This is a genomic window from Cardiobacterium hominis (assembly GCF_900637305.1).
Classification (GTDB): Bacteria; Pseudomonadota; Gammaproteobacteria; order Cardiobacteriales; family Cardiobacteriaceae; genus Cardiobacterium; species Cardiobacterium hominis.
Genome location: NZ_LR134365.1, coordinates 2,368,245 through 2,394,568 on the forward strand (window position 1 = coordinate 2,368,245; position 26,324 = coordinate 2,394,568).

The 26,324-nt window shown below is 55.7% G+C and carries 20 protein-coding genes, 1 tRNA gene and 2 pseudogenes; 12 read left to right on the forward strand and 11 right to left on the reverse strand.

All coding sequences use genetic code 11. The features are described 5' to 3' along the window. Nucleotides 1-56 precede the first annotated feature (56 nt). The 6 genes from EL199_RS11410 to deoC form a co-directional block, all read right to left on the reverse strand. Complete coding sequence (locus EL199_RS11410; protein ID WP_004143236.1) at nucleotides 57-1,154, reverse strand: ABC transporter substrate-binding protein; 1,098 nt, start codon at nucleotides 1,152-1,154, stop codon at nucleotides 57-59. 194 nt (nucleotides 1,155-1,348) lie between these two features. Further along, a complete protein-coding gene (locus EL199_RS11415; protein ID WP_004143235.1) occupies nucleotides 1,349-1,849 on the reverse strand; it encodes a hypothetical protein in 501 nt (166 codons plus the stop codon). Nucleotides 1,850-1,991: 142 nt separating this feature from the next. Further along, on the reverse strand, nucleotides 1,992-2,924 hold the full coding sequence (gene rbsK / locus EL199_RS11420; RefSeq protein ID WP_004143233.1) for a ribokinase: 933 nt from the start codon (nucleotides 2,922-2,924) through the stop codon (nucleotides 1,992-1,994). A 3-nt stretch (nucleotides 2,925-2,927) separates the two neighbouring features. Next, the gene (locus EL199_RS11425; protein WP_004143231.1) at nucleotides 2,928-3,950 is read right to left on the reverse strand and encodes an aldose 1-epimerase family protein; all 1,023 of its coding nucleotides are present in this window, start codon (nucleotides 3,948-3,950) and stop codon (nucleotides 2,928-2,930) included. Nucleotides 3,951-3,961: 11 nt separating this feature from the next. Then, a complete protein-coding gene (gene fucP / locus EL199_RS11430) occupies nucleotides 3,962-5,272 on the reverse strand; it encodes an L-fucose:H+ symporter permease (RefSeq protein ID WP_004143229.1) in 1,311 nt (436 codons plus the stop codon). 18 nt (nucleotides 5,273-5,290) lie between these two features. After that, nucleotides 5,291-5,932, reverse strand: a complete 642-nt coding sequence (gene deoC / locus EL199_RS11435; RefSeq protein WP_040356108.1) for a deoxyribose-phosphate aldolase — start codon at nucleotides 5,930-5,932, stop codon at nucleotides 5,291-5,293. A 227-nt stretch (nucleotides 5,933-6,159) separates the two neighbouring features. Between deoC and EL199_RS11440 the strand changes: the two genes are divergently transcribed. Next, nucleotides 6,160-7,194 (forward strand): oxidoreductase, encoded by a 1,035-nt coding sequence (locus EL199_RS11440; RefSeq protein WP_040356105.1) that lies wholly within the window; start codon nucleotides 6,160-6,162, stop codon nucleotides 7,192-7,194. Between the two features lie 56 nt (nucleotides 7,195-7,250). On the opposite strand, the gene EL199_RS11445 is transcribed toward EL199_RS11440, so the two are convergent. Then, nucleotides 7,251-7,589 (reverse strand): arsenate reductase family protein, encoded by a 339-nt coding sequence (locus tag EL199_RS11445; protein ID WP_004143225.1) that lies wholly within the window; start codon nucleotides 7,587-7,589, stop codon nucleotides 7,251-7,253. Between the two features lie 58 nt (nucleotides 7,590-7,647). Next, nucleotides 7,648-8,835, reverse strand: a complete 1,188-nt coding sequence (locus tag EL199_RS11450) for a saccharopine dehydrogenase family protein (protein WP_004143223.1) — start codon at nucleotides 8,833-8,835, stop codon at nucleotides 7,648-7,650. Nucleotides 8,836-9,070: 235 nt separating this feature from the next. On the opposite strand from EL199_RS11450, the gene EL199_RS11455 reads away from it, so the two are divergent. The 4 genes from EL199_RS11455 to EL199_RS11470 all read left to right on the forward strand — a co-directional run bounded on the left by EL199_RS11455 (nucleotide 9,071) and on the right by EL199_RS11470 (nucleotide 12,030). Beyond that, nucleotides 9,071-10,069, forward strand: a complete 999-nt coding sequence (locus EL199_RS11455; protein WP_004143221.1) for a bifunctional nicotinamide-nucleotide adenylyltransferase/Nudix hydroxylase — start codon at nucleotides 9,071-9,073, stop codon at nucleotides 10,067-10,069. Between the two features lie 27 nt (nucleotides 10,070-10,096). Further along, a complete protein-coding gene (locus EL199_RS11460) occupies nucleotides 10,097-10,516 on the forward strand; it encodes a hypothetical protein (protein WP_004143219.1) in 420 nt (139 codons plus the stop codon). A 72-nt stretch (nucleotides 10,517-10,588) separates the two neighbouring features. Next, on the forward strand, nucleotides 10,589-11,065 hold the full coding sequence (gene lspA / locus EL199_RS11465) for a signal peptidase II (protein ID WP_004143216.1): 477 nt from the start codon (nucleotides 10,589-10,591) through the stop codon (nucleotides 11,063-11,065). After that, complete coding sequence (locus EL199_RS11470) at nucleotides 11,062-12,030, forward strand: asparaginase (RefSeq protein ID WP_126316089.1); 969 nt, start codon at nucleotides 11,062-11,064, stop codon at nucleotides 12,028-12,030. The genes lspA and EL199_RS11470 overlap by 4 nt, the downstream gene beginning before the upstream one ends. Before the next feature lie 43 nt (nucleotides 12,031-12,073). Here the strand turns inward: EL199_RS11470 and EL199_RS11475 are convergent. Next, nucleotides 12,074-12,150 (reverse strand) — tRNA-Pro (locus EL199_RS11475). Nucleotides 12,151-12,186: 36 nt separating this feature from the next. Between EL199_RS11475 and pgeF the strand changes: the two genes are divergently transcribed. From pgeF to ggt, 6 genes are all read left to right on the forward strand, one after another. Beyond that, complete coding sequence (pgeF, locus tag EL199_RS11480) at nucleotides 12,187-12,936, forward strand: peptidoglycan editing factor PgeF (RefSeq protein ID WP_004143212.1); 750 nt, start codon at nucleotides 12,187-12,189, stop codon at nucleotides 12,934-12,936. A 46-nt stretch (nucleotides 12,937-12,982) separates the two neighbouring features. Next, on the forward strand, nucleotides 12,983-14,197 hold the full coding sequence (serA, locus tag EL199_RS11485; RefSeq protein ID WP_004143209.1) for a phosphoglycerate dehydrogenase: 1,215 nt from the start codon (nucleotides 12,983-12,985) through the stop codon (nucleotides 14,195-14,197). A 68-nt stretch (nucleotides 14,198-14,265) separates the two neighbouring features. Beyond that, nucleotides 14,266-16,344, forward strand: coding sequence for an EAL domain-containing protein (locus EL199_RS11490; protein ID WP_004143207.1), 2,079 nt, complete (start codon nucleotides 14,266-14,268; stop codon nucleotides 16,342-16,344). A gap of 300 nt (nucleotides 16,345-16,644) precedes the next feature. Then, on the forward strand, nucleotides 16,645-17,052 hold the full coding sequence (locus EL199_RS11495; RefSeq protein WP_126316090.1) for a hypothetical protein: 408 nt from the start codon (nucleotides 16,645-16,647) through the stop codon (nucleotides 17,050-17,052). A 127-nt stretch (nucleotides 17,053-17,179) separates the two neighbouring features. Then, nucleotides 17,180-18,148 (forward strand): porin, encoded by a 969-nt coding sequence (locus EL199_RS11500; protein ID WP_040356099.1) that lies wholly within the window; start codon nucleotides 17,180-17,182, stop codon nucleotides 18,146-18,148. Nucleotides 18,149-18,202: 54 nt separating this feature from the next. Next, on the forward strand, nucleotides 18,203-19,963 hold the full coding sequence (gene ggt, locus EL199_RS11505) for a gamma-glutamyltransferase (protein WP_004143203.1): 1,761 nt from the start codon (nucleotides 18,203-18,205) through the stop codon (nucleotides 19,961-19,963). A 226-nt stretch (nucleotides 19,964-20,189) separates the two neighbouring features. Here ggt and EL199_RS13690 read toward each other — a convergent pair. Continuing rightward, nucleotides 20,190-20,917 (reverse strand): annotated as a pseudogene (locus tag EL199_RS13690) (type III restriction endonuclease subunit R); the annotation flags it as partial. 331 nt (nucleotides 20,918-21,248) lie between these two features. Between EL199_RS13690 and dsr1 the strand changes: the two are divergent. Beyond that, nucleotides 21,249-25,085, forward strand: a complete 3,837-nt coding sequence (gene dsr1 / locus EL199_RS11515) for an anti-phage defense-associated sirtuin Dsr1 (protein WP_126316091.1) — start codon at nucleotides 21,249-21,251, stop codon at nucleotides 25,083-25,085. A gap of 64 nt (nucleotides 25,086-25,149) precedes the next feature. Here the strand turns inward: dsr1 and EL199_RS11520 are convergent. Further along, nucleotides 25,150-26,307 (reverse strand): annotated as a pseudogene (locus EL199_RS11520) (DEAD/DEAH box helicase); the annotation flags it as partial. Between the last annotated feature and the right edge of the window lie 17 nt (nucleotides 26,308-26,324).

A 26,324-nucleotide genomic window follows, 5' to 3' on the forward strand; every position in this document is an offset into this window, starting at 1 on the left:
AAGAATCCGTGGAAGAGAAAAAACGGGCGGAATAAAATCCGCCCGCTGTAATACCTTTATTTCGCCGGTTGATACTGCGTCATGAAAACGCCGTCGGCCTCAATCGGCAGCCATTTCTTGTAATATTCCTGCAAATTCTTCACCGGATCGACATCCTTGAAGACTTCAGGATAAAGCTGCTTGGCAATGAATTGCGCATAGACATAATCCGAAAGGGTACGCGCACCGCCGTGATAAAGGGCAAAAACATTATCCGTTTTCACCGCCGGCAAATCTGCCCAACCCGGACGTTTCAGATAAGCGGCAATGCGTTCATTGACCACTTTCGGATCAGCCGAAAAACCGACGGCGACCGCCTGCGGCTTGTTCTTCCATTCCGAACCGGCAAGGAAAATCAAATCCGGCGCTTCGGCGAGGATATATTCCGGACTCAGCGGTGCCGCGCCTTTCACCTGACCGGCGGCGATATTCTTGCCGCCCAGTTTTTCCAGCAGCGCGCCCCACATCGTGTTGCCATAAGAATTGCCGAACGTTTCCGCGCCATTTTGCGCAAGCTCTACATAAACTTTTTTCGGCGACGGCTTTAATTTCTCGATGCGCTTTTCAATATCGGCAAAGGCATTTTTGTAATTATCGGCGAGTTCCTGCGCGCGTTGTTCCTGACCGAGCAATTTGCCCAAGGCGAGCGTGGAAACCGTGTGTTTTTCGACGGTTTGCGCGTTGTAATCGAGGACGACATAAGGAATGCCCGCCTCATCGAATTGCTTGACCGATTCGCCCAGGCCTTCATAGTTCCAGACGCCCAAAATCACCAAATCAGGATTGGTGGCGATAATTTTCTCGACGGAAAAGGTGCCGTCTTCGGTGTTGCCAATATCGGGAATATCTTTCAGCTTCGGCAAGGCTTTTTCATAGCGCGCATATTGCTGCGGCCGCCAGTCTTTCCAGGTGAAAAGCGCGAGCGCGACCAACTTGTCCACCGCGTCCTTGCCGCCAATGGCGAGGTAATCCTCGTAATAAAAACCGAGCACAATGCGCTCCGGCACTTTGGGTACGGTCACAGTACGACCAACGACGTCCGTCGCGGTTATTTCGGCAAATGCCGGGACGGCAGCGGAGAACGCCAACGCGGCAGCAAGCAGCAGCTTTTTCATGTAAACCTCTTGAATGTAAGGGGAAATAGTGCCCGAAAAGGGCTCGCGGATTATAAGGTAACGCGCGTGTAAATGCGATAATTTCTTGTTAGATGCTGTGAAAATCTGTGGTAGCCGGTGAATAACCTCGCCACGCACACCAGTCGCCGCATAAAAAACCGCGCCGGAGCGCGGTTTTTGGGAAAAGGCAGGCCTTATTTTTTCTTGGCGCCTTTGTCGTCTGCGGCTGCCGCTTTTGCCGCTTTTTCGTCGGCCGCTCTGGAAACCTTGATATCCAGACCGCAGGCTTGGTAAGCGTCTTCTTCGTTTTTGGTGAGGGCGTTGATTTCTTTTTCCATGGACTCTGCAGACGCACCGCTGATTTGTTTTTCGATAACGGCGAAATTGGCTTCAAAATCCAGTTTGTCGGTCACGCATTGGCAGGCGCTGTTTTTCTCTTTGCCATAGATTTCGACGCAATCACCGGTAACGGCTTCTTTGAATTCGCCCAGATGGCTGCGCATTTTTTTCATGAAGTTTTGCGCAAATTCTGCTTCGGTAGGCTCTTTGCCAGAGCTGGCTTGGCTCATGTATTCCTGGATCAATTCCGTGCCGATTTTTTCGGCGAGTTCGTCGCTTTTGGTGGCGGCGATGGCGCCAGTCGTCATGGCGGCGAGCGTGATGCCGACGAGGGTGTTTTTCAGTAGGTTTTTCATGGGATTCCTGAGGTTGCTAAAAGGGCGCTTCAGTAAGGCTGAAACGGCGCGGATTGTAAGCGATTTGTCCCGGGTATTGCGTTATTTTTGGGAGAGACTGAAAAAGCCCCGTGTTGCGGGGCTTTTTGCGGGATATGCCGCGTTATTCGCCGATTTGCGCAAATTCGGGATAGATGCGGGTAAAGGCTTCGCGGTCAATGTAGGAGGTTTGTGTGCCGAGGCGGGTGACGGAGTCGGCGGCGTAGTGGTTGGCGGCGGTAATGGCGCGCGCCACGTCGCCGGTTTTGACGTACACGGTGGCGAAGCAGCCGATGAAGGCGTCGCCCGCGCCGGTGGTATCGCGCGCTGCGACGTTAACCGGCGGGAAGTGTTGTTCCGTGCCGTCTTGCGCCAGCCAGAGCGCGCCGCGTTTGCCGAGGGTGACGATGACGTTTTTGACGCCCGCATCACGCAGGGCGGCGGCGGCGTTTTTGATGTCATCTTCGCTGTCCACCGGCATGCCGGTGAGCAGGGAAAGTTCGGTTTCGTTCGGCACGATGAATTCGCAGGCTTTGACTTTTTCCAGCACGAGGTCGGGCTGGGCGGGCGCGGGGTTGAGCAGTACCGGAATGCCGTTGTCCGCGCCGAAGCGTACCGCGGCATAGACGGTTTCGGTCGGGATTTCGAGTTGCAGCACGATGAGTTTGCAGCGGCGGATGTCGTCTGCGGCAGCGCGGATGTCTTCGACGGAAAGCAGGTTGTTCGCGCCTTTGACGATGATGATGGAGTTGTGCGACTCGGGATCGACGAAGATGGGCGCGACGCCGCTTGATGCCGGGCTTTTCAGGATGTAGCGGGTGTCGATGCCGTTTTTGCGGAAGTTTTCGATGGTGTTGTCGGCGAAGATGTCGTTGCCGACGCGGGTGAGCATCAAGACGTCCGCTCCGAGGCGGGCAGCGGCGATGGCCTGGTTCGCGCCTTTGCCGCCGCAGCCCATTTTGAAGTCGGGCGCTTCGATGGTTTCGCCTTCGGCGGGCATGCGGGTGATGTAAGCGATGAGATCGACCATGTTGGAGCCGATGACTGCGATGTCCATGGGTTACTCCTGGATTCCGGTATTGACGTGGAAGTGTTTGTGTTCGTCCGCTTTGAGCCATTGCAGGGTGCCAGCGGCTGCGGCAGCGCGGTAGCCTTCGGGGCGTGCGGTCGCGGGCAGGACGAAGGCGGCAACTTGCTGGTCGGGGTTGTTCAGTATCCAGCGGGTCGCACAGGGAAAATCGCGGCTGTTAAAACGGGTGCTGAAGGCAACGCCGCTTGCCGGATCGCGCAGGCTGAATTCGAGCGCCTCGCCGTATTGGGCGAGGTTGTCGGCGAAATAGACGATTTCCGGGTCGTAGCAGTCCGGGCGGTCGAGGGTATCGGCGCTGACTTCGCCGTTCAGAATGGCCTCGTTGAACGCCTGCCAGGCGGGCGTGGGGTGAACGTGCGCCGGGATGGTGCGCCGCAGCTGGAAGGCGCCGTCGGGCAGGTTTTGCTGCATGACGCCGCCTGCAACGTAGGCGTAGTTCATGTGGCACATATAGATGAGCGGCATCGGCTGGTAGGCGGAGCGGTTTTCCACCTCCATGTCGATGTCGAAACGTGCCGCAGCGGCGGCAAGCCGCACGGAGGGGCGGGCGAGGTAGTGGTGGCCAAAGCCCTGCACGTACTCGTATTCGCTAACCAGCCGGATGGCGTCAGGCGCGATTTCCAGCCAGGCGCGGTCCATCTGCGCGCAGGGAAACTCGCCATGCAGCGGGTGCGTGTCTTCCGGCGCGGGGCAACCGCCCGCAAGCAGGCCGGAATGGAAGGCGAAACAGCCGTAGGTACCGACGATTTCTGCTGCCGGTTGTGGCCGCGCAAACATGTTTTTCATGCGCAGCGAGTGGCCGTCGAAAGCCGCATCCCAGAGGATTTGCCCCATGAAGGGCAGGATTTCCAGATGACCGCGCGCGTTGGCGATGGTCAGACTTTCGATGCCGCGCGGGTAACGGCGCGTGGTGACGGTGAAGGCATCCGATTGCAGCAGGGTTTGCGCTTCTGCGGTGAAAAGCGCTTTGTTGTTCAAGGGCAGTTTGTACATGGTGCGCTCCTTTATTTATTCAATTCCCAGCGGCGGGCGCTGATGAAATAGACGAGGACGGCGGCAAAGCAAAGCAGCGATACGATGAAAGCGGTTTGCATCGAGCCGGTGTGGTCGGAAACAAATCCCTGGATAACCGGAATGACCGCGCCGCCAATAATGGACATGACGATGACCGCGCCGCCGGTTTCGGTATGGCGTTTGTCTTCGATGGTATCGAGCGTGCGGGCGTAAATGGTCGCCCAGCAGGGGCCGAATAATGCGGAAGTAAAGATCGCCGCCCAAACCGCGCTCATATTGTGTACGTTAATTACATACAGCAATGCTAGCACGCCGAGGATAGAATAAACAATGAGCACTTTATTTTCATTGAATTTCGTCATCAGGATATTGGCGATAAACTTGCCGACGAAAAAGCCAATGAATGCCCAAATCATATAATTGGAAGCAACCCGTTCATTCAGCGCCGGATCGAGTTGCAAGGCAAGGCGAATGGTGAAAGACCACACCGCGGTTTGCATACCCACATAAAGAAACTGCGCGACGATACCGGCTTTGAAACGGCCATTACCGGCGAGATAACGCAGTGTTTCGCCAATCGTTGCCTTGGATTCATTGGAGTCAGCAGCGAGCGGTTTGCAGCGCGGGAACTCCGTGATGGCCACGACAATCAGCAATACCACCAAGACAAGAATAATGAACTGATACGGTTGCAGGGTGCGTTGCAGCATCGCTTCCGCGAATTGGCGCTGTTCATCGCCTGCAAGCGCGCCCATTTGTTTGTGCAGCGCCTCGCCTTCAGTAAAAATCAGATATTTGCCGAGAAGGATGCCGAAAATAGAGCCAATCGGATAGAAGGTTTGCGAAATATTCAGACGCAGCGTCGCCTTGTCTTTCGGGCCAATCATCGACGAATAAGTATTGCAGGACGTTTCCAGGAAAGAAAGTCCCACGGCAATGGCAAACAGCGCGACGAGAAAGACGGAATAGGTCGCCATGTGTGAGGCTGGGAAGAACAACATACAGCCGCCGATATAGCACGACAGCCCTATCAGGATGCTTAATTTGTAACTCCAGCGGCGAATTACGCGACTGGCCGGAATGGCGAGCAAGAAATAGCCGCCATAAAAGGCGCTTTGCACAAATGCCGAGGCAAAATCAGAAAGCGTAAAAATGGATTTGAATTGGGTGATGAGAATATCGTTCAGGCTTGCGGCAATCCCCCACATCGGGAAGCAGATGGAAAGCAGAATGTATTGAAACATCGGTGTGCGGTCGAGATAGCCATCCGGTAATTGCTGCGCATCAGTTTTAATCAACATGACTCGTCTCCTGCAAAATTAACTTAACAATTTGATTCCCGCAGAGGCGCCGATGCGGTTCGCACCGGCGGCAATCATCGCGGCGAATGCTTCCGGGGTACGGATGCCGCCGGAAGCCTTGACGCCAAAATCCGGCCCGACGCACGCGCGCATCAGTTGCACCGCTTCCACGGTCGCGCCACCTTTGGCAAAGCCGGTCGAAGTCTTGACGAAATGCGCCCCGGCTTTGACCGCAGCCGCGCACGCCTGGCGGATTTCCGCGTCATCCAGCAGGCAGGTTTCCAAAATCACCTTGACCCGCGCCTTGTCGCCTGCCGCCTGCACGACGGCGGCAATATCGGCTTGCACCGCCGCCCAATCGCCCTCCTTCGCGTAGCCGATGTTCATCACCATATCCAGCTCGTCGGCGCCGTTTTGCAGCGCTTCGCGCGCCTCCGCCGCCTTGCTCGCCGTCGTCGTTGCGCCAAGCGGGAAGCCGATAACCGTACAAACCTTCACCGGCGAAGCGGCGAGCGCCGCTTTCGCCTGCGCTACCCGGCAGGGATTGACGCAAACCGAAAAGAAGCCGTGCGTGCGCGCCTCATCGCACAACTGCGCAATCTGCGCGGCTGTTGCCTCCGGCGCGAGCAAAGTGTGGTCGATATATTGGGACTGTTGCATGAAAACCTCCACGGTTGAGGAATGAGTGTGGTGCCGGATGACGTTCGTCTGTGGCACGACGCCAACCATACGCCGGATGAAATCATTTGTAAATAACGTTAAGCACGTTTGTAAATAAAAATTTTAAGTACTGTTTTCAAACAGGAAATAAAGAAAAATTCCTGACGATGTAACCTTGCGAAGGATAACGCGCTACGATGCACCGCACCTTATCCACGGAGAAAAACATGAAGCCGATTCCGGTCGCCCTTGTGGGCTGCGGCATGTCCGCTCGCACTTTTCATTTGCCGCTACTCGCCGCGAGCGACGATTTCCGCCTGACCGCGCTGGTGAGCAGCCGCCCGCAGCCGGATGTGGCGGTAGCGCAGTACGCGGATACGGCGGCGATGCTGGCGCAGTCGGATGCTGAGCTGGTGGTGATTACCGCGCCGAATGCGGTGCATTTTTCCCTCGCCGCGCAGTGTCTCGCTGCCGGGCGGCACGTGGTGCTGGAAAAACCGATGGTGAACACGGTCGCCGAGGGACGCGAGTTGATGGCGCTCGCCGCAGGCGCCGGGCGGTTGTTATCCGTCTTTCATAACCGCCGTTGGGACAGCGATTTTTTGACGCTGCAAGCGCTGCTCGCGCGCGGCGAGCTAGGCGCGTTGCGCTTTTTTGAGTCGCGCTGGGACCGCTTCCGCCCGGAAGTGCGCGACCGTTGGCGCGAGAATCCCGGCGTGGGCGCGGGCATTTGGTACGACCTCGGCGCGCATTTGCTCGATCAGGCGCTGACGCTGTTCGGCATGCCGCAGGCGGTGACGGGTAACTGTCGCGCGCTACGGCCAGGCAGCCCGACGGTCGATTATGCGCACGTGCAGCTGCACTACCCTGATTTTGAAGCGGTATTGCACACTTCGCCCTATTCCTGCACACCGGTCGCACGTTTTCGCGTGGAAGGCGACCGCGGCAATTTCGTCAAATTCGGGCTGGACGTGCAGGAAGCGCAGTTAAAGGCGGGAATGTCGCCGCGCGATGCCGCTTACGGGCGGGAAGATGCGGCGCAGTTCGGCACGCACTACACGCCGGATGGCGACGCCCGCACCGTGCCGCCCGTGCGCGGGGATTTCGCCGCTTATTACCGCAATGTCGCCGCCGCCCTGCGCGGTGAAGCGCCGCTAGCAGTTACGGCGGAAGATGCGCTGTGGGTGATTTATTTGACGGAGCTGGCGCAGCAAAGCAGCGATGCGGGCAAGCGGCTGGCGGTCGATGTAGCGGCGGTTTGAGTGCGTTCACACGATAAAAAAGCGCCCGATGCGGCGCTTTTTTCCTGGACGTTCATTCAGGGCGATTGTAACGGCGGGACGTTGAGGCCGAGCCAAACGTCATCGTCGCGGGAAATCACCGGGCGCTTGATCAGGGTTGGATATTTATGCAACAAGGCGATGAGGGCGTCATCTCCCGCCGCTTCGGCGGCAAGCACCGCGGCTTTGTGTTCGCGGTAGGTCGTAGAGCGCTTGTTCACCAGCGCGGAACCAAAGCGGGCGAACCAGTCGCGCAGTAGTGCGTCGTCCGGCGGGTTTTGCCGCAGGTCGATGTATTGGTAGTGCGCACCGCGCTGGTCGAGGATTCGGCGCGCTTTGCGCACGCTGTCACAGGTAGGGATGCCGTAGAGTTTCATGTCGTAACCGCCTCTATATAACAAAAATGGTGGGGCAAGCCCCACCGGATGAATCGTTTTATAGTTCTTTGACTTCCCACGGCAGGCCGTACTGTGCCAAGGCTTCAAGGAAGGGATCGGGATCGAATTGCTCCATGTTGTAAACGCCTGCCTGATGCCATTTGCCTTGCAGCATCATCATCGCGCCAATCATCGCCGGTACGCCGGTGGTGTAGGAAATGGCCTGTGAGCCGACTTCGGCGTAGCAGGCTTCGTGGTCGCAGATGTTATAGACGTAAACGGTTTTTTCTTTGCCGTCTTTGAGGCCTTTGGCGACGCAGCCGATGCAGGTTTTGCCTTTGGTGCGCGGGCCGAGTGAGGCGGGGTCGGGCAATACGGCTTTCAGGAATTGGATGGGGATGATTTCTTTGCCCTCAAACAGCACCGGCTCAATGGATGTCATGCCGACGTTTTCCAGCACTTTGAGGTGGTTGAGGTAGTTGTCGGAGAAGGTCATCCAGAAGCGCGCGGTTTTGATTTCCGGATAGTGTTTGACCAAGGATTCCAATTCTTCGTGATACATCATGTAGATGTTTTTTTCGCCGATTTGCGGGAAATCGAAAACGCGCTTATGCGCGAGCGGCGGGGTGATTTGCCAGGCGCCATTTTCCCAATGCTTGGCTTCGGCGGTGACTTCGCGGATGTTGATTTCCGGATTGAAGTTGGTGGCAAAGGGCAGGCCGTGGTCGCCGGCGTTGGCGTCGATGATGTCCAGCTCGTGGATTTCGTCGAGTAGGTGTTTTTTGATGTAGGCGGTGAAGACGTTGGTCACGCCCGGGTCGAATCCGCTGCCGAGCAGCGCCATGATGCCGCGCGCCTTGAAGCGGTCGTGGTACGCCCACTGCCATTTGTATTCAAATTTGGCTTCTTCCGGCGGCTCGTAGTTGGCGGTGTCGAGGTAATCCACGCCGGTGGCGAGGCAGGCGTCCATGATGTGCAGGTCCTGGTACGGCAGGGCGACGTTCAGCACCAAATCGGGCTTGATGCGCTCAATCAGCGCGGTGAGCTCGGCGACGTTGTCGGCATCGACGGCGCTGGTGGCAACTTCCACGCCGTATTTGGCCTTGACCGCCGCGGCGATTGCCTCGCATTTGGCGAGAGTGCGGCTGGCGAGGGTGATTTTGCTGAAGGTGTCTTTCGCCTGCGCGCATTTGTGGACGACGACGTTGGAGACGCCACCGGCGCCGATGATGAGGACGTGAGACATGCTTTGCTCCTGTGTGTGAATGAAGGCGGCGGATTATACGCTTTCTGCCTGTTTCCATGCGGATTCTTTGCCATTTGGCGCACCGGACCACGCGGCGAAAGCATGGGGCGTTCTCCGGCGCGAGCCGCTTGCACATCGCGGCAGGGATGCTGCAACGATTTGCGCGACTGGGATAAACTGTCCGCCCTGCGCGCCGCTGTAGCGCGTGATCCCCCGTTTGCACCGCGAGAATCCCATGCACGACTATCTAGTATTCATCGGCCGCTTCCAGCCCTTCCACAACGCCCATCTGCGCATGGTGCGCAGCGCCCTCGCCCGCGCCGGACGACTCATCCTGCTCGTCGGCACGGCAGACGCGCCGCGCAGTTCGCGCAACCCGTGGACGTTTGCCGAACGCGAAGCGATGATTCGCGCCGCGCTTGATGCGGACGAAAACGCCCGCACCGACATCCGCCCGCTGCACGACGACCCCTACCACGACGAACGCTGGACGGCGCAAGTGGAGGCGACCGTCGCCGCCGTACTCGCCGCACACGGCACGCCCGCCGCGCGCGTCGGCCTCTTTGGCCACGAAAAAGACGCGAGTTCTTTCTACCTGCGCCTCTTTCCGCAATGGGATTACGTCAGCGAGGCCGACACCGACGGTATCAGCGCCACCCCCATCCGCCGCCGCTATTTTCTTTTACCGGACGGCGAAGCCTGGGATGAACCGCAACTGCCGCCCGCCGTCGCCGCCGCCCTGCGCGATTTCCGCACGACAGACGCCTACCGCGCCGTCGCCGCCGAGGCGCGCTACGTCGCAGACTACAAGCAATCCTGGGCGGCCGCGCCCTACCCGCCCATCTTCGTCACCGTTGATGCGCTCGTCCTTTGCCGCGAACACGTCCTCGTCGTCAAACGCGGCGGCCAACCGGGATACGGCCTACTCGCCCTGCCTGGCGGCTTTCTCAATCCGGACGAAAACCTGCGCGACGCCTGCCTGCGCGAACTGCGCGAGGAAACCGGGCTGCAACTGCCGCGCGATGCCATCCGCCGCGTTTTCACCGCCGACAAGCCCGACCGCAGCGCCATCGGCCGCGTCATCACCCACCTGCACATCATTCACCTTGACGGCGAACCGCCTGCGGTCAAGGGCATGGACGACGCCGCGGCCGCCTTCTGGCTACCGCTCGCCGACCTGCGCCGCGACCGCTTCCACGACGACCATTACTATCTGATTCAAGACAACCGCTGAATCTATTGACCGTTACCAGGAACCCCCATGCGCATTCTCGTTGTCCTCATCCTCGCTGCCGCCTTCTGCGGCGGCCTCTATTTCTGGAGCCGCGACCCGCTCGCTGACGTCCCCACCAGCGCGCACGGCTTCATTGACGTTCCCCTGCCGCACGGCACTGATGCCAACACCGTCCTCATCCTCACCCCGCCGCACAGCCCGGACGATCTGCGGCAAACGGCCGACGCCCTGCAAAAAGCCTTGCAGGAGGCGGGCATTCCCGCCACGCGCGATACGCGCTACCACAGCGCCGATCCGGTCATGAGCGCCCGTTTCGACGCGCTGGCGCACCGCCCCGGCCCGATTGTTTTCGTGCGCAACAAGGCGCGCGCCAACCCGCCGCTCGCCGACGTCATCGCCGAATACCGCACGCCTGAGACGCCGCAGGCCAAGGCGTCGTCCCAGTAACCGGATACGCACGGCAGCGTGTTCTGCGCGGCTTGGTATAAAATGCCGCGCTTTCATTTTTAGAGGTTTTTTATGCAGAAGATTCTGGCTTTTCTCGTCGCCATTGCCTGGTTTGTCGCGGATTATTTCAGCAAGTTGTGGGCGCTGGAGACGCTCGGTAACGGTGTGGTGATGCGGCTGACGCCGTGGATGGATTTCAAGCTCGCGTTCAACAAGGGCGCGGCTTTCAGCCTGTTTGCCGATGGCAGCGGCTGGCAGCGCTGGTTTTTCATGGGCATCGCCACCGTCATCGGTCTGTGGCTGTGTTATGCGATTGTTTTTGAGCGCACCAACGCGCTGACGCGCCTCGCCTATGCCAGTATTCTCGGCGGTGCCATCGGCAATTTGTATGACCGCATCCTGCACGGCAAGGTGGTCGATTTCATCAGCTGGCACATTGGCAGCGCTTACTGGCCAACGTTTAACGTCGCCGATGTGGGTATTTGTGTCGGTGTCGGTCTGCTGGTCATCGCCTGGTTGGTGGAATGGCGCGCCGGGAGCCGCTTGTGAGCGGGATATTGGTGATTTATGCGGGCGGCACCATCGGCATGAAGCCGGGCCCGGCCGGGCTGGTGTCTGATCCGCAGTTCGTCGCGCGTTTGCAGGCGGCGCTGCCGGATGTGGCGTTTGCGGTGTTCACCTGCGAGCCGGCGATTGACAGTTCTTCCGCCACGCCCGCCGCCTGGCAGCGCCTTGCCGATGCGGTCGCAACGCGGCGCGAGGATTACCGCGGGTTTGTGATTTTGCACGGTACCGATACGCTCGCCTATAGCGCCGCCGCTTTGAGCGAGATGTTGCGCGGGCTGGGGCGGGCGGTGGTGCTCACCGGTTCGCAGATTCCGCTCGGTCAGCCGGAGAGTGACGCGCTGCGCAATGTGCGCGGCGCGCTCGCATTTGCGGCGATGGATGCGGTGCAGCAGACGGCGGTGTTTTTTTATGACCGCCTGCTGCGCGGCGATGCGGTGCGCAAGCTGGACGCGCAGTCTTTTGCCGCTTTTGACAGTCCGAACGCCGACTGGCTGGGGATGTTTGATGGTGAGATGGCGACGCTGTCCGCCCCGCTGTTTGAGGAAGGCGAGGAGAGCGCTTTTTTGTGCGGCGATTGGCGCGGCTTTCAGGAAGGAGCGGTCGCCAGTCTTTTGGTGACGCCGGGAATGCCGGAATCTGCGTTCGCGCCGCTTTTGGCGGATACGCGGCTGCGCGCCCTGGTGCTTTTGAGCTACGGCGTCGGCAATTTGCCGGTTCGCGCCGATTTGCATCAGGCGTTACAAGCGGCGATGGCGCGCGGGGTATGCGTGGTGAATGTCAGCCAGTGCTGGCGCGGCGAGGTTGCCGGGCACAGTTATGCGGTCGGCGCGGCGCGTCTTGGTGCGCTCAGTGGCGGTCGGATGACGCCGGAAGCGGTTTATGCCCGCCTGCATTGTCTGCTCGCGGAAAGCGATGCGCCACTCACGCCGCGCTGGTCGCATAGGTAAATAAAAACGCCCAACCGGTGAAGGTTGGGCGTTTGGGATTTGATGGTCGGAGAGACAGGATTTGAACCTGCGACCCCTTGCACCCCATGCAAGTGCGCTACCAGGCTGCGCTACACTCCGACTTGAAGCCGCGCATTATAGAGATTTGGAGGTTCGATGCAAGCGCTTTTTCCCGCGGAAATCCCGTGGCTACCGGCCGATTGGCCACTCGCCGACCGCTTTGTCGCCGGCACTTCGATGACGGATAACCCGCTAGTTACCCAAGGTTTTAATCTGGCGCGCCATGTGGCGGATGAGCCTTCACGGGTGGAGGCCGCACGGGCGCGGCTGGCGGCGCTGCTGCCGGAGGCGCGCTGGTTGTGGTTAAGCCAGGTGCATAGCGCCACGGTGTGGCAGGCGGTGGATTATCAGGCGGGTGTCGAGGGCGATGCGCTGGTGAGCCGCGAGGCAGCGCGCGTGCCGGTGGTGATGACCGCCGATTGTGTCCCCGTGTTGCTGGCTGACCGCAACGCGACGGTATGGGCAGCGGTGCACGCCGGTTGGCCGGGGCTGCACCGCGACATTATCGCGGCGACGGTGGCCGCGATGGCGGTTGCCCCCGCTTCGCTCTTTGCCTGGATTGGCCCGTGTATCCGCCAGGAGAACTATGAAGTGGATGCGCCATTTTTCCAGCGCTTTGTTGAGGCGGACGGGCGCTATGCCACGGCGTTTGTCGCCAACCGCCCCGGTCATTGGCTTGCCGATTTGCCCGCGATTGCTCGGATGCAGTTGCAGGAGGCGGGCTTGCCCGCGGCGCAAATCAGCGACTGCGGACTGTGTTCGTTCGCCGACAGCCGCTTTTTCTCGCACCGCCGCAACGGCGCGCAGGCAGGAAGGATGGCGACGTTCATCGCGCCGCGCCTGTAGCCGGGTGCTATAATCTGAATCCTTAATGAATGATGGATAGTTGGACATGTTGAATCACGATACGCGCATTTTGCTGCTGGAAGGCATCCACCCGAACGCGGTTACCGCGCTGAAACAGGCGGGGTTTGCCCGCGTTGAGCTGCGTCCGGCAGCGCTGGAAGGCGCGGCGTTGGCGGAAGCCTTGCAAAATGCAGACGTGGTCGGCATCCGCTCGCGCACCCAGCTCACCGCCGAGGTGTTGCAGGCGGCGCCGCATCTGAAAGCGGTTGGCTGCTTTTGTATCGGCACCAATCAGGTGGCGCTGGAGGCGGCGCAATTGCTTGGCATTCCGGTGTTTAACGCCCCTTATTCCAACACGCGCTCGGTCGCCGAACTGGTATTGGCAGAAATCATCTGCCTGCTGCGCGGCCTGATGGCACGCAATCAGGCGGTGCATGGCGGGCAGTGGCCAAAGGATGCCAAAGGCGCCTGCGAGGCGCGCGGCAAAACGCTCGGCATTATCGGCTACGGCAATATCGGCGCGCAGTTGTCGGTACTCGCGGAAAACCTCGGCATGCGCGTGATTTTCTACGACATCCAGTCGCGTCTGCCACTCGGCAACGCGGAAGCCGCCCCCTCGCTTGACGCGCTCTTGGCGCAGGCAGACGTGGTCAGCCTGCATGTGCCGGAAACGCCCGACACGCGCGACCTCATTGGCGCACGCGAACTGTATTTGATGAAGCCGGGCGCGATGCTGGTAAATGCGGCGCGCGGGCAGTGTGTGGTCATTGACGATTTGGCGGAAGCGCTGACGAGCGGCCATATCGCCGGTGCGGCGCTGGACGTCTTCCCGGTTGAGCCGAAAGGCGGCAACGAGCCGCTGGACTGCCCCCTGCGTGGCATGGAAAACGTCATCCTCACGCCGCACATCGGCGGTTCGACGATAGAAGCGCAGGCAAACATCGGCCTGGAAGTGGCGGGACGCTTCGTGCAGTACCTGAAAAGCGGCGCGACCGTCGGCGCGGTCAACTTCCCCGAAGTATCGCTGCCGCTGCGCGAAGACACGCACCGCCTGCTGCACATCCACCGCAACCAGCCCGGCGTGCTCTCTGCGGTCAACCACCTTTTCGCCGAACACGGCATCAACATCGCCGCACAAACGCTGATTACCAAAGGCGAAATCGGCTATCTGGTGATGGACGTGGCGCACAGCGACTCGCAAGTCGCGCTGGAACAACTCAAAAGCGTCGCCGGTACCATCCGCAGCCGCATCATTTATTAGCATTTGGCAAGATGCGCCGTTCATTGCATAATGCGGCACTTTTTGGAACACATTGAAAGGAATACAACATGGCAGAAGAAACCGTCAAAGAATCCTGCTCGATTCTGATGATCAGCAACGACATGGAATGGATGCTGGCCTTTAGCAAGGGCGTGCAGCGCTTTTTCCTCTTGAACGAACGTCGCGCGGAAACCCTCGAACAGGCAGAATCACGCATGCTGGAAAGCCGCCCGGACATCGTCGTCCTCGCGGTGCAGGAAGGCCTGCCATCCATGGACAAACTGCGCCCCTTCGTGCGCGAAAAAATGCACCCGCCGGTGCCGGTCATCGTCATTGACAGCAAGCCGGAAGGCCTTGACCAATGGATCAAACAAGGCGCCGAATACGCCTGCGCCCGCCGCGACCTGCTGAGCGCCGTCAAACACGTGCAGCAGCTGATGCGCGTCGCCCACTTTGACGACACCCTGCGCAGCGTTGAAAAAAACGCCAAAGCCGTCGCCGACCGCTACGAGCGCATCTACCACGACCTGCCCGACCCGGTCGCCTACGTACAAGACGGCCTGTTTATCGACGCCAACCCCGCGTTTTTACACACCTTCGGCGTCAAAGACCATGCCGCGCTGGACGAACTGACCCTGATGAGCTTCGTGCCGCACAAAAGCGAGCGCGGCATCAAGGCGCTCCTGAAAAAAGCGACCGAAAAAGAAGTCGTGCCGAGCGAACGCTTTGAACTGCAAGCCATCAACGGCGGCAAAGTCGATGTAAATATCAGCGTTTCCCGCATCACCATCCACGACGAGCCGGGACTGCAAATGTACTTCCGCAGAACCGAAGCGGGAGGCAGCGGTGGCGGTACCGGACTGGACCCGACTACCAGCCTTGCCGGGCCGCGCGTTATCGCCGCCTCCATCAAACAAACCCAAGAACGCAGCGAGCCAAAAGCCGTACTCGGCTACTGGGTGTACGCCTGGATCGAAAACTACCGCGAAGTCTGGCAAAAAGACGGCTACAAGGCGGCAGAAATCATGATAAAAACCGTCGCCGACACCACCAGACGCTTCCTGCCGCCCAGCACCGAAATCGTCCGCTTCACCGATGATGGCTTGGCGCTGTGGCTGACCGGCAAAAAAGAAGAAAGTATCAAACGGGTGAACGGCCTCATCGCCCACCTTGACGAAGTCGTGCCGGAAAACATCGGCCGCCTCGTCCACCCCAAAGTCTTCGCCGGCATCTACGAAATTACCACCGAAAGCAGCTACGACGACCTCGTCTCCAAAGGCTTCCGTGCCGTGCGCGGCCTCTCCATGAGCCAAAGCAGCGACCGCGTCGCCGAGCCGATGAGCGGCGATATCTCGCGCAAAGACGAACGCCGCGTCAACGAAATCCAAGCCATCCTCGACGAACAACGCCTGCGCGTCCAATACCAGCCGATCAGCGCACTTGAAGTTGATGGCGTGCCGCGTTACGCCGACCGCCTGCTCGTCCTGCCATCGGCGAGCGACGCCGAAGGAGAAGGTGCCGCGCCGGTAATGGAAATGGACAAACTGCTGCAAGTGGCCGAACGCTTTGGCCTCGCCCGCCAATTCGACCGCTACAAAATCAACACCCTCATCCAGGACATCCTCTCCTACGAAGGCGAGCAGCGCGCGCTGCAATGCTACATTGCACTCAGCACCGATACCCTGCTCGATGAAACCTTCCCTGAATGGATTGACGGCCAACTGCGTGCCACCGGTATCGCGCCCAACCAAATCGTCTTTGAACTCAAACTGGAAAACCTCGCCAACGGCTTTACCGGCGCGGTGCACCTCATCAACAAAATGCGCCCGCAGGGCTGCCGTTTCGCGCTGGCCGACGTCGGCCGCATGGACACCACCGTGCGTGAAATGCTGGAGCGGGTCAAACCGGAAATCATCAAGCTGGACATGCGCGAAATCGACACCTTTGAAGACCGCGAAGAAGAAGAATTCATGCGGGAAGTTAAAAAATACGCCGAAGAACACCACACCATGCTGATTGCCGACCACATGGAATCTCCGGCGCAACTCTCGCGCGTCTGGCCGCACGACATCCAGTACATCCAGGGCGACGGTATCGTCCCACCGATGGACAAATTCGCCTTCGACTTTAACGAGCCGCTGTTCTAACCGGTTCAAAATCCCCCTCCCCGGTGCTCTCTTGCTTAGCAAAAAATGGGAAGCATAAAACACCGCTCGGGGGAACAGGATTATCGCTTTCAGCACGCCCCTGCCATTACGGCAGGGGCTTTTTTCTGCGCCTTACTTGCCCGTGTGGACAATTAAGCCCCCCTCCCCCGCAGGACGAAGCCCGCAACGGGCGGGGAAAGAGGGCGCATATCGGCGACTTGTCTCTCGCTTCGGTCACTACACAGAACGCTAAAAATCAGCTTCTCTGCGATTTTGCACGAGCTCTGAGTCTTTCGGTGTATGGCCATATTTGTACGCGGTGCCGCGGTAGCGTTTTTCCCTACAACACCGCGTTCTCCCTCTTGGCAACAGAAAAGTTTTACCCCGCCGCCGCTTTTTTGTAAGCCTGCCTGTAATGAAAAAATGAAGTCCGATGAATTAAAAATACAGCGCTGTCTTAATAAAAAACAGACTCTATTTCCTAAAAAATTATTGCCATTCTGCGCCAGAAAAAATAATTACTGCAAAATTGCCGCGCCCCCTATTGCACTATTGCCATTAAACAGGATATATTCCGGCAGACGGAAATGGCAGGGCGGTTTGTTTATGCCATATATTTTCGGGTTTCTGGGCGATTCTGCTACAGGTCTCGATGATTTTATGCTGTATTTACAGCCGGTCATGCAGTTTTCGCAAGCGTCGTTATGACATTGGACTTAATGCGCCCCGCGTCTTTTTTCGGGCCATTTTTTGCAGGATTTTCTGCCGTTTTTTAGCAGAATTTTGCTGTCTTTGGGCAATGAAAAAGCGCGGCGATTTGACAGGAGATTGCATCATGAGACTTTCGTGGGCCGTTATTGGTATTTATGCTTTTGCTTCACAGCTGCACGCCGCCGAAGCCGTCAAAAATCAAAGTGAAACGACGCTTTATGGCGCGCTCGCCTATTCCGTCTGGAATGGTTACAGCAAGGGCGAAGGTAGCAGTCATAACCTCTATACGCATGCGGCGCGCATCGGCTTTGAAGGGCAGGAGCGGTTGGGCGAAACGGCCGCCGCTATTTTTAATTTCCGCTTTGACAGCCAGACGCCAACCAAGCCGGATTATATTTCCGGGCTGAATTCCACCCGCTATGCCTATATCGGCCTCAAGGGGGATTTCGGCAAGCTGACGCTCGGCCGCCAGGATACGTTTTGGTATGACTACGGCTCAGCGGCCAGCGTCTTTCAGGATATTTTCGACTATGGCTGGGCGGGGCTTTCCACCGCTTCGAAGATGATTCGCTACGAGAAGGCGGACATCGGCGGCAGCGGCCTGACCCTGGGCGCCAGCGCGGTGTTGGACGGCAAGCACGAGGCCATCCCCGGCGGCAAGAGCAGAGCTTTCAATGCTTATGAAGTGGGCGCGACGTATGAGAAGGGGCCGTGGTCGCTGTTCGCCGGTTATCAGCACACCAACAGCGACATGATTTATACGCGCGATAACGACAAAATCCGGGAGGTCATGGGCGCCTCCGTTACTTACCGCGAGGGCCCGGTTTACGTCGGCTTTGACTACGAACACCACGCGAGCAAGGGCGAGCACTACGCGCTCGGCGCCATCTGGTACAAGGAGCGGCGCAAACACCACCTCTACGGCGGCATCGAGATGGTCGATTATGACCACCAGAAGAAGTGGTATCAGGGCGCGCTCGGCTACACCTATTACTTCAGCCCGCACACCTACAGCTGGCTTGAAGGGCAAAGCTGGAAGCAGGACAAGCTGCACGGCTATGATGTCGTCCTCGGCATGCGCCACAATTTCTGACCCTAACCGGCCGCTGGAACACAGCGGCTTTTTCACAACCCCTGGAGAAAAACCTTGCAAATACGCCTCGTAAAACACGCCGCCCTTGCCGCTGCCGTCGCCCTGTCGCTGCAAGCGATTGCCCTGCAACCGGCCGCGACACCGGCCGCCGCACCTGTCGTCAGCGAAGCCATCTACGCCGAAAACGCCATCGAGCATCCCGTCTGGGCGAAAAACGGCATGGTCGCCTCGCAAGAAGCGCTCGCCTCTGCCGTCGGCCGCGACATCCTGCAACAGGGTGGTAACGCCGTCGATGCCGCCGTGGCGGTTGGTTTTGCCCTCGCCGTTACCCTGCCGCGCGCCGGCAACATCGGCGGCGGTGGCTTCATGCTCATCCACGACGCGCAAAAACACGAAACCGTCGCCATTGACTACCGCGAAAAAGCGCCCAAAGCCGCCTTCCGCGACATGTACCTTGACGCCGAAGGCAACGCCGACGAAGAGCGCTCGCGCTACCACGGCCTTGCCGTCGGCGTACCCGGCACCGTGGACGGCCTGCTGCTCGCGCTCAAAGAACACGGCACGATGACGCGCGAACAAGTGCTGGCGCCTGCCATCCGCCTCGCCGAAGAAGGCATTACCGTCACTCCCGGCTTCTCCGACTCGCTGCAAGGCCTCGCCGAGCGCCTGCGCAAATGGCCGAGTACCGCCAAAATCTTCTACCACGCAGACGGCAGCCCGCTGCAACCCGGCGAAACCTTCAAACAGCCCGAACTCGCTGCCTCCCTGCGCCGCATCGCCGAACAAGGCCGCGACGGCTTCTACCAGGGCGAAACCGCCGAAAAAATCATCGCCGCCATCAAAGACGCAGGCGGCACGATGACCGCTGAAGACCTGCGCGACTACCGCGCCGTCAAACGCGAGCCAGTACGCGGCGACTACCGCGGCTACCAAATCGTCTCCATGCCGCCGCCCTCCTCCGGTGGCATCCACATCATCCAAATCCTCAACATCCTCGAAGGCTACGACCTGCGCGCGAGCGGCGCCAACACCGCGAAAACCATCCACCTCATGGCAGAAGCGATGCAGCTTGCCTACGCTGACCGCGCCGAATACCTCGGCGACCCGGACTTCGTCAAAATCCCGGTCAAAGGCCTCACCAGCCAAAAATACGCCGACACCTTACGCGACAAAATCGACCCGGAAAAAGCGCGCCCCGGCGCGGAAATACGCCACAGCGACCCGCTACCCTACGAAAGCGACCAAACCACGCACTACTCCGTGGTGGATAAAAACGGCAACGCGGTGGCCAACACCTACACCCTGAACTTCAGCTACGGCACCGGCCTTGTCGCCGACGGCACCGGCATCCTGCTCAACAACGAAATGGACGACTTCTCCGCCAAACCGGGCGTGCCGAACGGCTACGGCCTCATCGGCGGCGACGCCAACGCGGTTGAAGCGGGCAAACGGCCGCTCTCCTCGATGAGCCCGACCATCGTCTTCAAAGACGACAAACCCTTCCTCGTCACCGGCAGCCCCGGCGGCAGCCGCATCATCACCACCGTGCTGCAAATCATCAGCAACGTCATCGACCACGAGATGAACATCGCCGAAGCCACACACGCACCGCGCATCCACGACCAATGGACGCCGGACGAAATCCGCGTTGAACACGCACTGAACGCCGACACCGTCCGCCTCCTCGAAAACATGGGGCATAAAGTCGCGCGCAAGGCGGCGATGGGCTCGACCCAATCCATCATGGTCACGCCGAACGGCCTCTACGGCGCCTCCGACCCGCGCATCGAAGACGCGGCGACATTGGGCTATTAAGCACACTTCCCGATTACCATACACATACACCTGAGCGCTTAAGTGTAAATATCGCAAATCACAGGCCGGAACTTTCATCCGGCCTGTGGTCTCCCCTCCCCCATCTACCTCCGGCACATCCCAATCCTCGCAGCACACTTCATCGGCCTGAAAGAACCACCTAGCCAGCTGTACGTATGGCAGAAAATCCCGATTTCCTGCCGAATTGACCAAATATCGTCGCCCCTCAACCCCGCTGTACAAAGCGCAAAAAATCACGCAAACGCAGCGCTTCCGTAGCAGCAAATAGTGCCACGGCTTGCCGCCAACACTGGCGGCGTAGTCGCTCGCCTGTTGGCACCAGCGCGCGGCAGCGGTCGCTTTCGCCTGCACCTCGTCGCTTTTCAGCTCGTCCCGCTTTTTCGTCTCAACCATCAAAATGACGTCGTCCGTTTCCGCGACAAAATCGAGGATGTATTCCGCCTGCACCGCACCAAGCTGGTAATAGATTTGAAACTGCCCCTTGACCGGGCGAAACCATTTTTGCGCGTCGCGCTCCAGAATGACGGCGAAACGCCGCTCGGTATCGCTGTCGAATTTCTGTAGCGGATAGAGGCATTTTTGAAAACCCGTAAACAGCATCGACTTGATGCGGCTGGCCTCTGCGACCGTCTCGTGGTAGTGGTGCGTCTTGCCCGCCTCTGCGGTGAAACTGCAGGGCTTGAGCGCGGTAAAGCCACGGCTGACCCGCACCTCAAAGCCCGCCACCTTGGCAAAGAAATGCGCCATCATCTGTGCGTGAATATCCTTGGCGATGCGTTTTGCCTGCCCTTGCAGCACGTTGAGCGCCTCGTCTTCCGTCAAATAACTGCGCAGGTGTTGCACCATCTGCCCCGCCAGCGCGTAGAGCAGTGCGGACTGAGTGAAATAGTCGATGTCGTCGTAATCCACCAGCTCCCGCACGATGTAATCCTCTCATGCGCGACGATATGTAGCCAATCCACCGCTTTTAACTCCGCTTCGTCTGCCATAAGGCGGCGCAGACCGTGGCTGATACCCTGTTCCACCAGCGTACGCGTATAAGTGAGCAGCTAGACCTTCGTCGTGGCCTTTCAGTGCATTGCGTAAATTAGACTTGTAATCCAATTTAGAGATGGACAAGATAGTTAGTAACTATTACTAATATTCATCAATGGATGCTATTTGGAGGGATGGCTGAAAAAATATATTAAGTGGCTCTTCTTAATTCTTGTTATTTCTTTAGTTGGCTACACTTATTGTAAATCCATTAAATTTAGGAGTATATATGCAATTTATTACTAACGGACCGAATATTCCAGATGAACTCTTACAAGCACATGAAGAAGGAAGATTAGTCTTTTTCTGTGGTGCAGGTATTTCATACCCTGCAGGTTTGCCAGGATTTAAAGGATTAGTAGAAAATATTTATAATTTTTGCGGTACTGGCCGGTTAGATATTGAAGAGGACGCTTTTAAACGAGGTCAATACGATATTGTATTGGAATTGCTGGAGCGACGCCTGCCAGGAGGCCGTATAAAAGTTCGCCAAGCGCTTGTAGAGACCCTTAAACCCAATTTGGATAGAGAAGGTGCGATTAATACACATATATCATTATTAAAATTGGCACGAGATAAAGAAAGGAAATTACGATTAGTGACTACAAACTTTGATCGCTTGTTTCATATTGCTGCAAGCTTCACCAATCAGCAATTTCAGACCTATGCTGCGCCAAATTTGCCAGTGCCGAAAAAAAGCCGCTGGGATGGTGTGGTTTATTTGCATGGATTACTACCTGACGGATCGGGAGGTTTAAAAGATAATTTATTAAATCAACTGATTATCTCAAGCGGTGATTTTGGGCTTGCTTATCTTATTGAGCGCTGGGCAGCTCGATTTGTTAGTGATTTGCTGCATAATTACGATGTATGTTTTGTTGGGTATAGTATTAATGATCCAGTGTTGCGTTATATGGTAGATGCCATGGCTGCTGAGCGTACACTAGGAGAAAATACTCCTCAAACTTGGGCGTTTGTAAGCCATAATCCAGGACAAGAAACACAAATAACAGGTGAATGGAAAGCAAAGGGTGTAACCCCCATTCTTTATCGAACAGAAGGAAATGACCATTTATTATTACATGATACATTACATAAATGGGCAGAAATTTATTATAATGGTATTTTAGGGAAGGAGTATATTGTTGCTACACATGCGTTAACACATCCTTCAAGAAGCACACAACAAGATGATTTCGTTGGTAGAGTTTTATGGGCATTATCAGATCCTTCCGGATTATCCGCCAAACGTTTTGCTGAACTTAACCCCGCTCCACCATTAGATTGGTTATTTGAGGTATTTTCAAACAAAGATTTATGCTCCAGGATTCTAATTTATTTCGGATTTCCTTCCTGCACTAAAGATAAAGAATTACCCTTAAAGTTCAACCTTGTTCATCGTCCAACATCGCAGCTTAATTCACAACCAATATTTCTAGTATCTTGGAAAGCTAATAATAGTAAATGGGACAAGGTGATTGACCATATAGCTCGTTGGCTAACGGATCATTATTTAGATGATCCCAGATTGATTCTTTGGATTGCAAAACAAGGTGGAGAATTGCATGAATCTTGGAGAGAGTTAATAGAAAATAGGTTAAACAAACTAGCCGAATTGAATAAAGAAAATAAAAATGATGAGCTAGATGATATTCGCCAACGGTCACCTAAAGCCATCCCAAGACCTATAATGCGTACGTTATGGTCTTTTTACTTAAGTAAAAGAGTTGGCTTATCATTTGATGATTATGATTTATTTCGCTGGAAAGAACGTGTAAAGCAAGATGGGCTAACTGCTATGTTGCGCATGGAGTTGCGGGAGCTGCTTACACCAAGATTATTAATAAGAGATTCTTTTTTTCTTTATGAACGGGATATGGAACCTCAAAATAATATTGAAGATATATGGCAATACCTTAATTGGGATTGGGGGCTTGCGATAGAACACCAGGCACTATATTGCTCATATTTTTCTGATGATGTTTGGAAAAATTGCTTGCCTAAATTAATTAGTGAATTGCAACAACTTTTACTTGAAGCTCTCGATTTGATGAGAGAGTTAGATGATGCAGATGATTTTAAATATAAATCCTTTATACATATGCAATCTATCTCTCCACATCGACAAAATAGTGACTCACATGGCTGGACACTTCTAATTGAATTATTACGTGATACTTGGCAGGAAATTAATATTGGTAATATTGAACAGGCAGCATGGATAGCGCAATCTTGGTTTAACATTCCTTACCCCACTTTTAAACGACTAGCTTTTTTTGCAGCAAGTAAAAATGAGGAAATATCATCTCAGCAATGGGTAGACTGGCTCTTACAGGATAATGCCTGGTGGTTGTGGCATATAGGCGTGCAGCGAGAAAAATTTCGCCTTTTGGTAGAAAGAGGAATGTCATTAACAGATGATATGCAAAAAAAATTAGAGAATACAATTTTGGCAGGACCGCCTAGGAAAATGTATCCTGAAGATTTGGATGAATCTGAATGGAAAGAAATTAAAGAACGTAATGTATGGTTGCATTTGGCTAAATTACAATCTTCAGGACTGGCGCTTGGGGCAGATGCTATACAGCAGCTTAATGCCTTATCTGATAATCATCCAGAATGGAAACTAGCCAACAACGAGCGTGATGAATTTTCTATTTGGACTACTGGTACTGGCGACCCTGATTTTGAAGAGAATCTATATATTGAAGAAGCGCCACAAACACAAGATGAACTTGTTTGTTGGCTAAGACAGTCTCATGCAGATAGCCAATTGTTTTATAAAGATAATTGGAAAGAGGTTTGTCGTCTCAATTTTTCTCATGCTTTTAGTGCGCTTTGTACTCTAGCTGAAAATAATGAATGGCCCATAGCGCGATGGCGGGATGCATTATATGTTTGGAGCGAAGATAACTTGATCATAAATTCATGGGAAAATGTTGCACCCGTAATTATCTCTATTCCTGATGATGTTTTAAAAGAGCTGTTGCATAGTGTCGCTTGGTGGCTTGAAAAATCATCAAAAATATACAAAGAAAATAAGGATATCTTATTGATCCTTTGCTGTAGAATATTGGGATTATCCTCCACAATAGAAACTGAAGATTTTATAACACAATATTCTTTCGATAAGGCCATCAATCATCCTGTTGGACTTATTACAGAAGCTTTAATAAATATTCAATCCAGTCATCATCCTGAAGATAATGAAGGTATTTTGCCTGAGATTAAGCCTATGTTTACAGATATTTGCAATACCAATAAAGTAAACTTACAAGCGGGTCGCGTAATTCTTAGTACTCAATTGGTTTTTCTTTTTAGGTTAGATCCATCTTGGACAAAAGCGCATTTACTACTTTTGCTTGATTGGTCTAATTCTGAAGAAGCACGGGCTGCATGGACAGGATTTCTTTTTTCTCCCCGCCCTTATATTCCTCTGTGGCAGGAAATAAAGCCACAATTTTTGGAAACGGCAAAGCATTGTGCGGAATTAATAGAACATCCAAAACAATATGCTATTTTTCTTACACATATGGCGCTTGACCATATGGATGGATATAAATTAGATGACTTCAGCCAAGCTATGGCACATTTACCTAAAGAAAGATTGGAAGAATGTGCAAGAACATTGCTTCAGGCATTTGATAGTATCGCAGAGGTGCAACGTAAGGCATACTGGGAGGAACATATAATTCCCTTTTGGCAGAAGGTTTGGCCTAAAAAACGTGAACTTGCAACACCAGAAATTTCAGCCATATTGTTTAGGATGATTCTGATTGAACCAGAGATATTTCCTGACACTTTTGATCTTATTAAAGACTGGTTGCAACCGCATAAGTGCCGTAGCGGTTTGTTAGAGTTATCTAGATCAGGCTTGTGTAAGCAATATCCTAACTTGGTACTTGAGCTTCTAAATTTGATAATACCTGAAGAAATAACTGGATTTTATGGTTTGGCAGATTATCTAAGAGCATGTTTGGATGAAATAAGAAGCACCGATGCCAATCTTGTTAACGATCCTCGTTATCGACGACTTGATGAATTTGAACGCAAAAACCGTTTGTAGTATCGACCAACAATATATCCTTTGTTCGTGCTCAGTGCGTTTATCTTTCGATGGGTGATGGTTTTTTCACCGGCCGAAGTTCGGCGATTTTGGCGGCAATGGTGGCGCGTTCGCTGCTGGCAAGCGCGCTTTCGTCTTCGTCGCCCTCCCATTCGTCGGCGGTGTCGGCAAGGCCTTCGTAGTCTTCGTCGAGGCTTTGCGCGAGTGCTTCGCTGTTGCCGCTATTCAGCAGGTTTTGCAGACGCTCTGCCATGGTTGCCAATGCCCCGGTAATGGCACGGCTGGATGAGGCGAGCAGTTTCCACAGAACGAGCGAGATGAGTTGCCGCTGTCCTTCCGGCAATGCTTTCAGGTCGGGGCGGCGCAGGTAGTCGGCAACGAGGCGCGAGAGTTCGCGTTCTTCGTCGCTCGGAGTGAATTCTTGCACGATGGCGCGGCGCGCGGTGTAGGAGACGTAGGGCTGCACTTGCTGGCGCAGGGTGCGTTTGCAGACGGGCGCGAGGCGTTTGCGCAGGGCATCGAAGTTGGCGCGGCCGGTGAATTGGGCGCGGAAGCTGTCGAGGTCGCCGAAGACGCGCCCATCAATGATGCTGACTAGGCCGTAGAGTTTGAGCAGGCTGTTTTGTAGCGGTGTCGCGGTGAGCAGCACTTTGCTTTGCACGTGCGCCATGGCGTTTTTGAGGGTGCGGGCGATGATGTTGCCTTTTTTATAGACGTTGCGCAGGCGGTGCACTTCGTCGAACACGACAAGTTCCCAGGGGATGCGTTTGATATCGGCCGCTTTGGTTTTGGCGAACTGGTAGGAACAGATGATGGGGCGCTCCTGGTCAAACGGGTCTTCGCCGGCTTTGCGCAGGACGATGTAGTTTTTCTTTTCGAGGATGATGCTATCCAGGCCGAATTTTTCTTGTATTTCCTAATGCCACTGTTTGCGCAGGTTGGCAGGGGTGATGATAAGAATGCGGCGTTTGCGCTCTGCCCGGTGTTGCAGGATGACGAGGCCGGCTTCGATGGTTTTGCCCAGCCCCACTTCGTCGGCAAGGATGACGCCGCGCTCAAGCGGGTTTTTGCAGGCAAAGAGGGCGGCTTCGACTTGATGCGGGTTGAGGTCAACTTGCGCGTCCAGCAAAGGCCCTGCCAGGGATTCGATACTGCCGCGTCGTGCCTGACGGGTCAGCAGCCAGGCAAGGTATTGGCTTTGTTGTGGGGTGGGTTGGTGCATAGGGGGGGGTATTCCTT

Excerpts from the sequence above, each read along its gene's own strand:
- EL199_RS11410 (WP_004143236.1), bottom strand. The coding sequence starts at position 1,154 with ATGAAAAAGCTGCTGCTTGCTGCCGCGTTGGCGTTCTCCGCTGCCGTC.
- EL199_RS11415 (WP_004143235.1), bottom strand. The coding sequence starts at position 1,849 with ATGAAAAACCTACTGAAAAACACCCTCGTCGGCATCACGCTCGCCGCC.
- rbsK (WP_004143233.1), bottom strand. The coding sequence starts at position 2,924 with ATGGACATCGCAGTCATCGGCTCCAACATGGTCGATCTCATCGCTTAC.
- EL199_RS11425 (WP_004143231.1), bottom strand. The coding sequence starts at position 3,950 with ATGTACAAACTGCCCTTGAACAACAAAGCGCTTTTCACCGCAGAAGCG.
- fucP (WP_004143229.1), bottom strand. The coding sequence starts at position 5,272 with ATGTTGATTAAAACTGATGCGCAGCAATTACCGGATGGCTATCTCGAC.
- deoC (WP_040356108.1), bottom strand. The coding sequence starts at position 5,932 with ATGCAACAGTCCCAATATATCGACCACACTTTGCTCGCGCCGGAGGCA.
- EL199_RS11440 (WP_040356105.1), top strand. The coding sequence starts at position 6,160 with ATGAAGCCGATTCCGGTCGCCCTTGTGGGCTGCGGCATGTCCGCTCGC.
- EL199_RS11445 (WP_004143225.1), bottom strand. The coding sequence starts at position 7,589 with ATGAAACTCTACGGCATCCCTACCTGTGACAGCGTGCGCAAAGCGCGC.
- EL199_RS11450 (WP_004143223.1), bottom strand. The coding sequence starts at position 8,835 with ATGTCTCACGTCCTCATCATCGGCGCCGGTGGCGTCTCCAACGTCGTC.
- EL199_RS11455 (WP_004143221.1), top strand. The coding sequence starts at position 9,071 with ATGCACGACTATCTAGTATTCATCGGCCGCTTCCAGCCCTTCCACAAC.
- EL199_RS11460 (WP_004143219.1), top strand. The coding sequence starts at position 10,097 with ATGCGCATTCTCGTTGTCCTCATCCTCGCTGCCGCCTTCTGCGGCGGC.
- lspA (WP_004143216.1), top strand. The coding sequence starts at position 10,589 with ATGCAGAAGATTCTGGCTTTTCTCGTCGCCATTGCCTGGTTTGTCGCG.
- pgeF (WP_004143212.1), top strand. The coding sequence starts at position 12,187 with ATGCAAGCGCTTTTTCCCGCGGAAATCCCGTGGCTACCGGCCGATTGG.
- serA (WP_004143209.1), top strand. The coding sequence starts at position 12,983 with ATGTTGAATCACGATACGCGCATTTTGCTGCTGGAAGGCATCCACCCG.
- EL199_RS11490 (WP_004143207.1), top strand. The coding sequence starts at position 14,266 with ATGGCAGAAGAAACCGTCAAAGAATCCTGCTCGATTCTGATGATCAGC.
- EL199_RS11495 (WP_126316090.1), top strand. The coding sequence starts at position 16,645 with ATGGCCATATTTGTACGCGGTGCCGCGGTAGCGTTTTTCCCTACAACA.
- EL199_RS11500 (WP_040356099.1), top strand. The coding sequence starts at position 17,180 with ATGAGACTTTCGTGGGCCGTTATTGGTATTTATGCTTTTGCTTCACAG.
- dsr1 (WP_126316091.1), top strand. The coding sequence starts at position 21,249 with ATGCAATTTATTACTAACGGACCGAATATTCCAGATGAACTCTTACAA.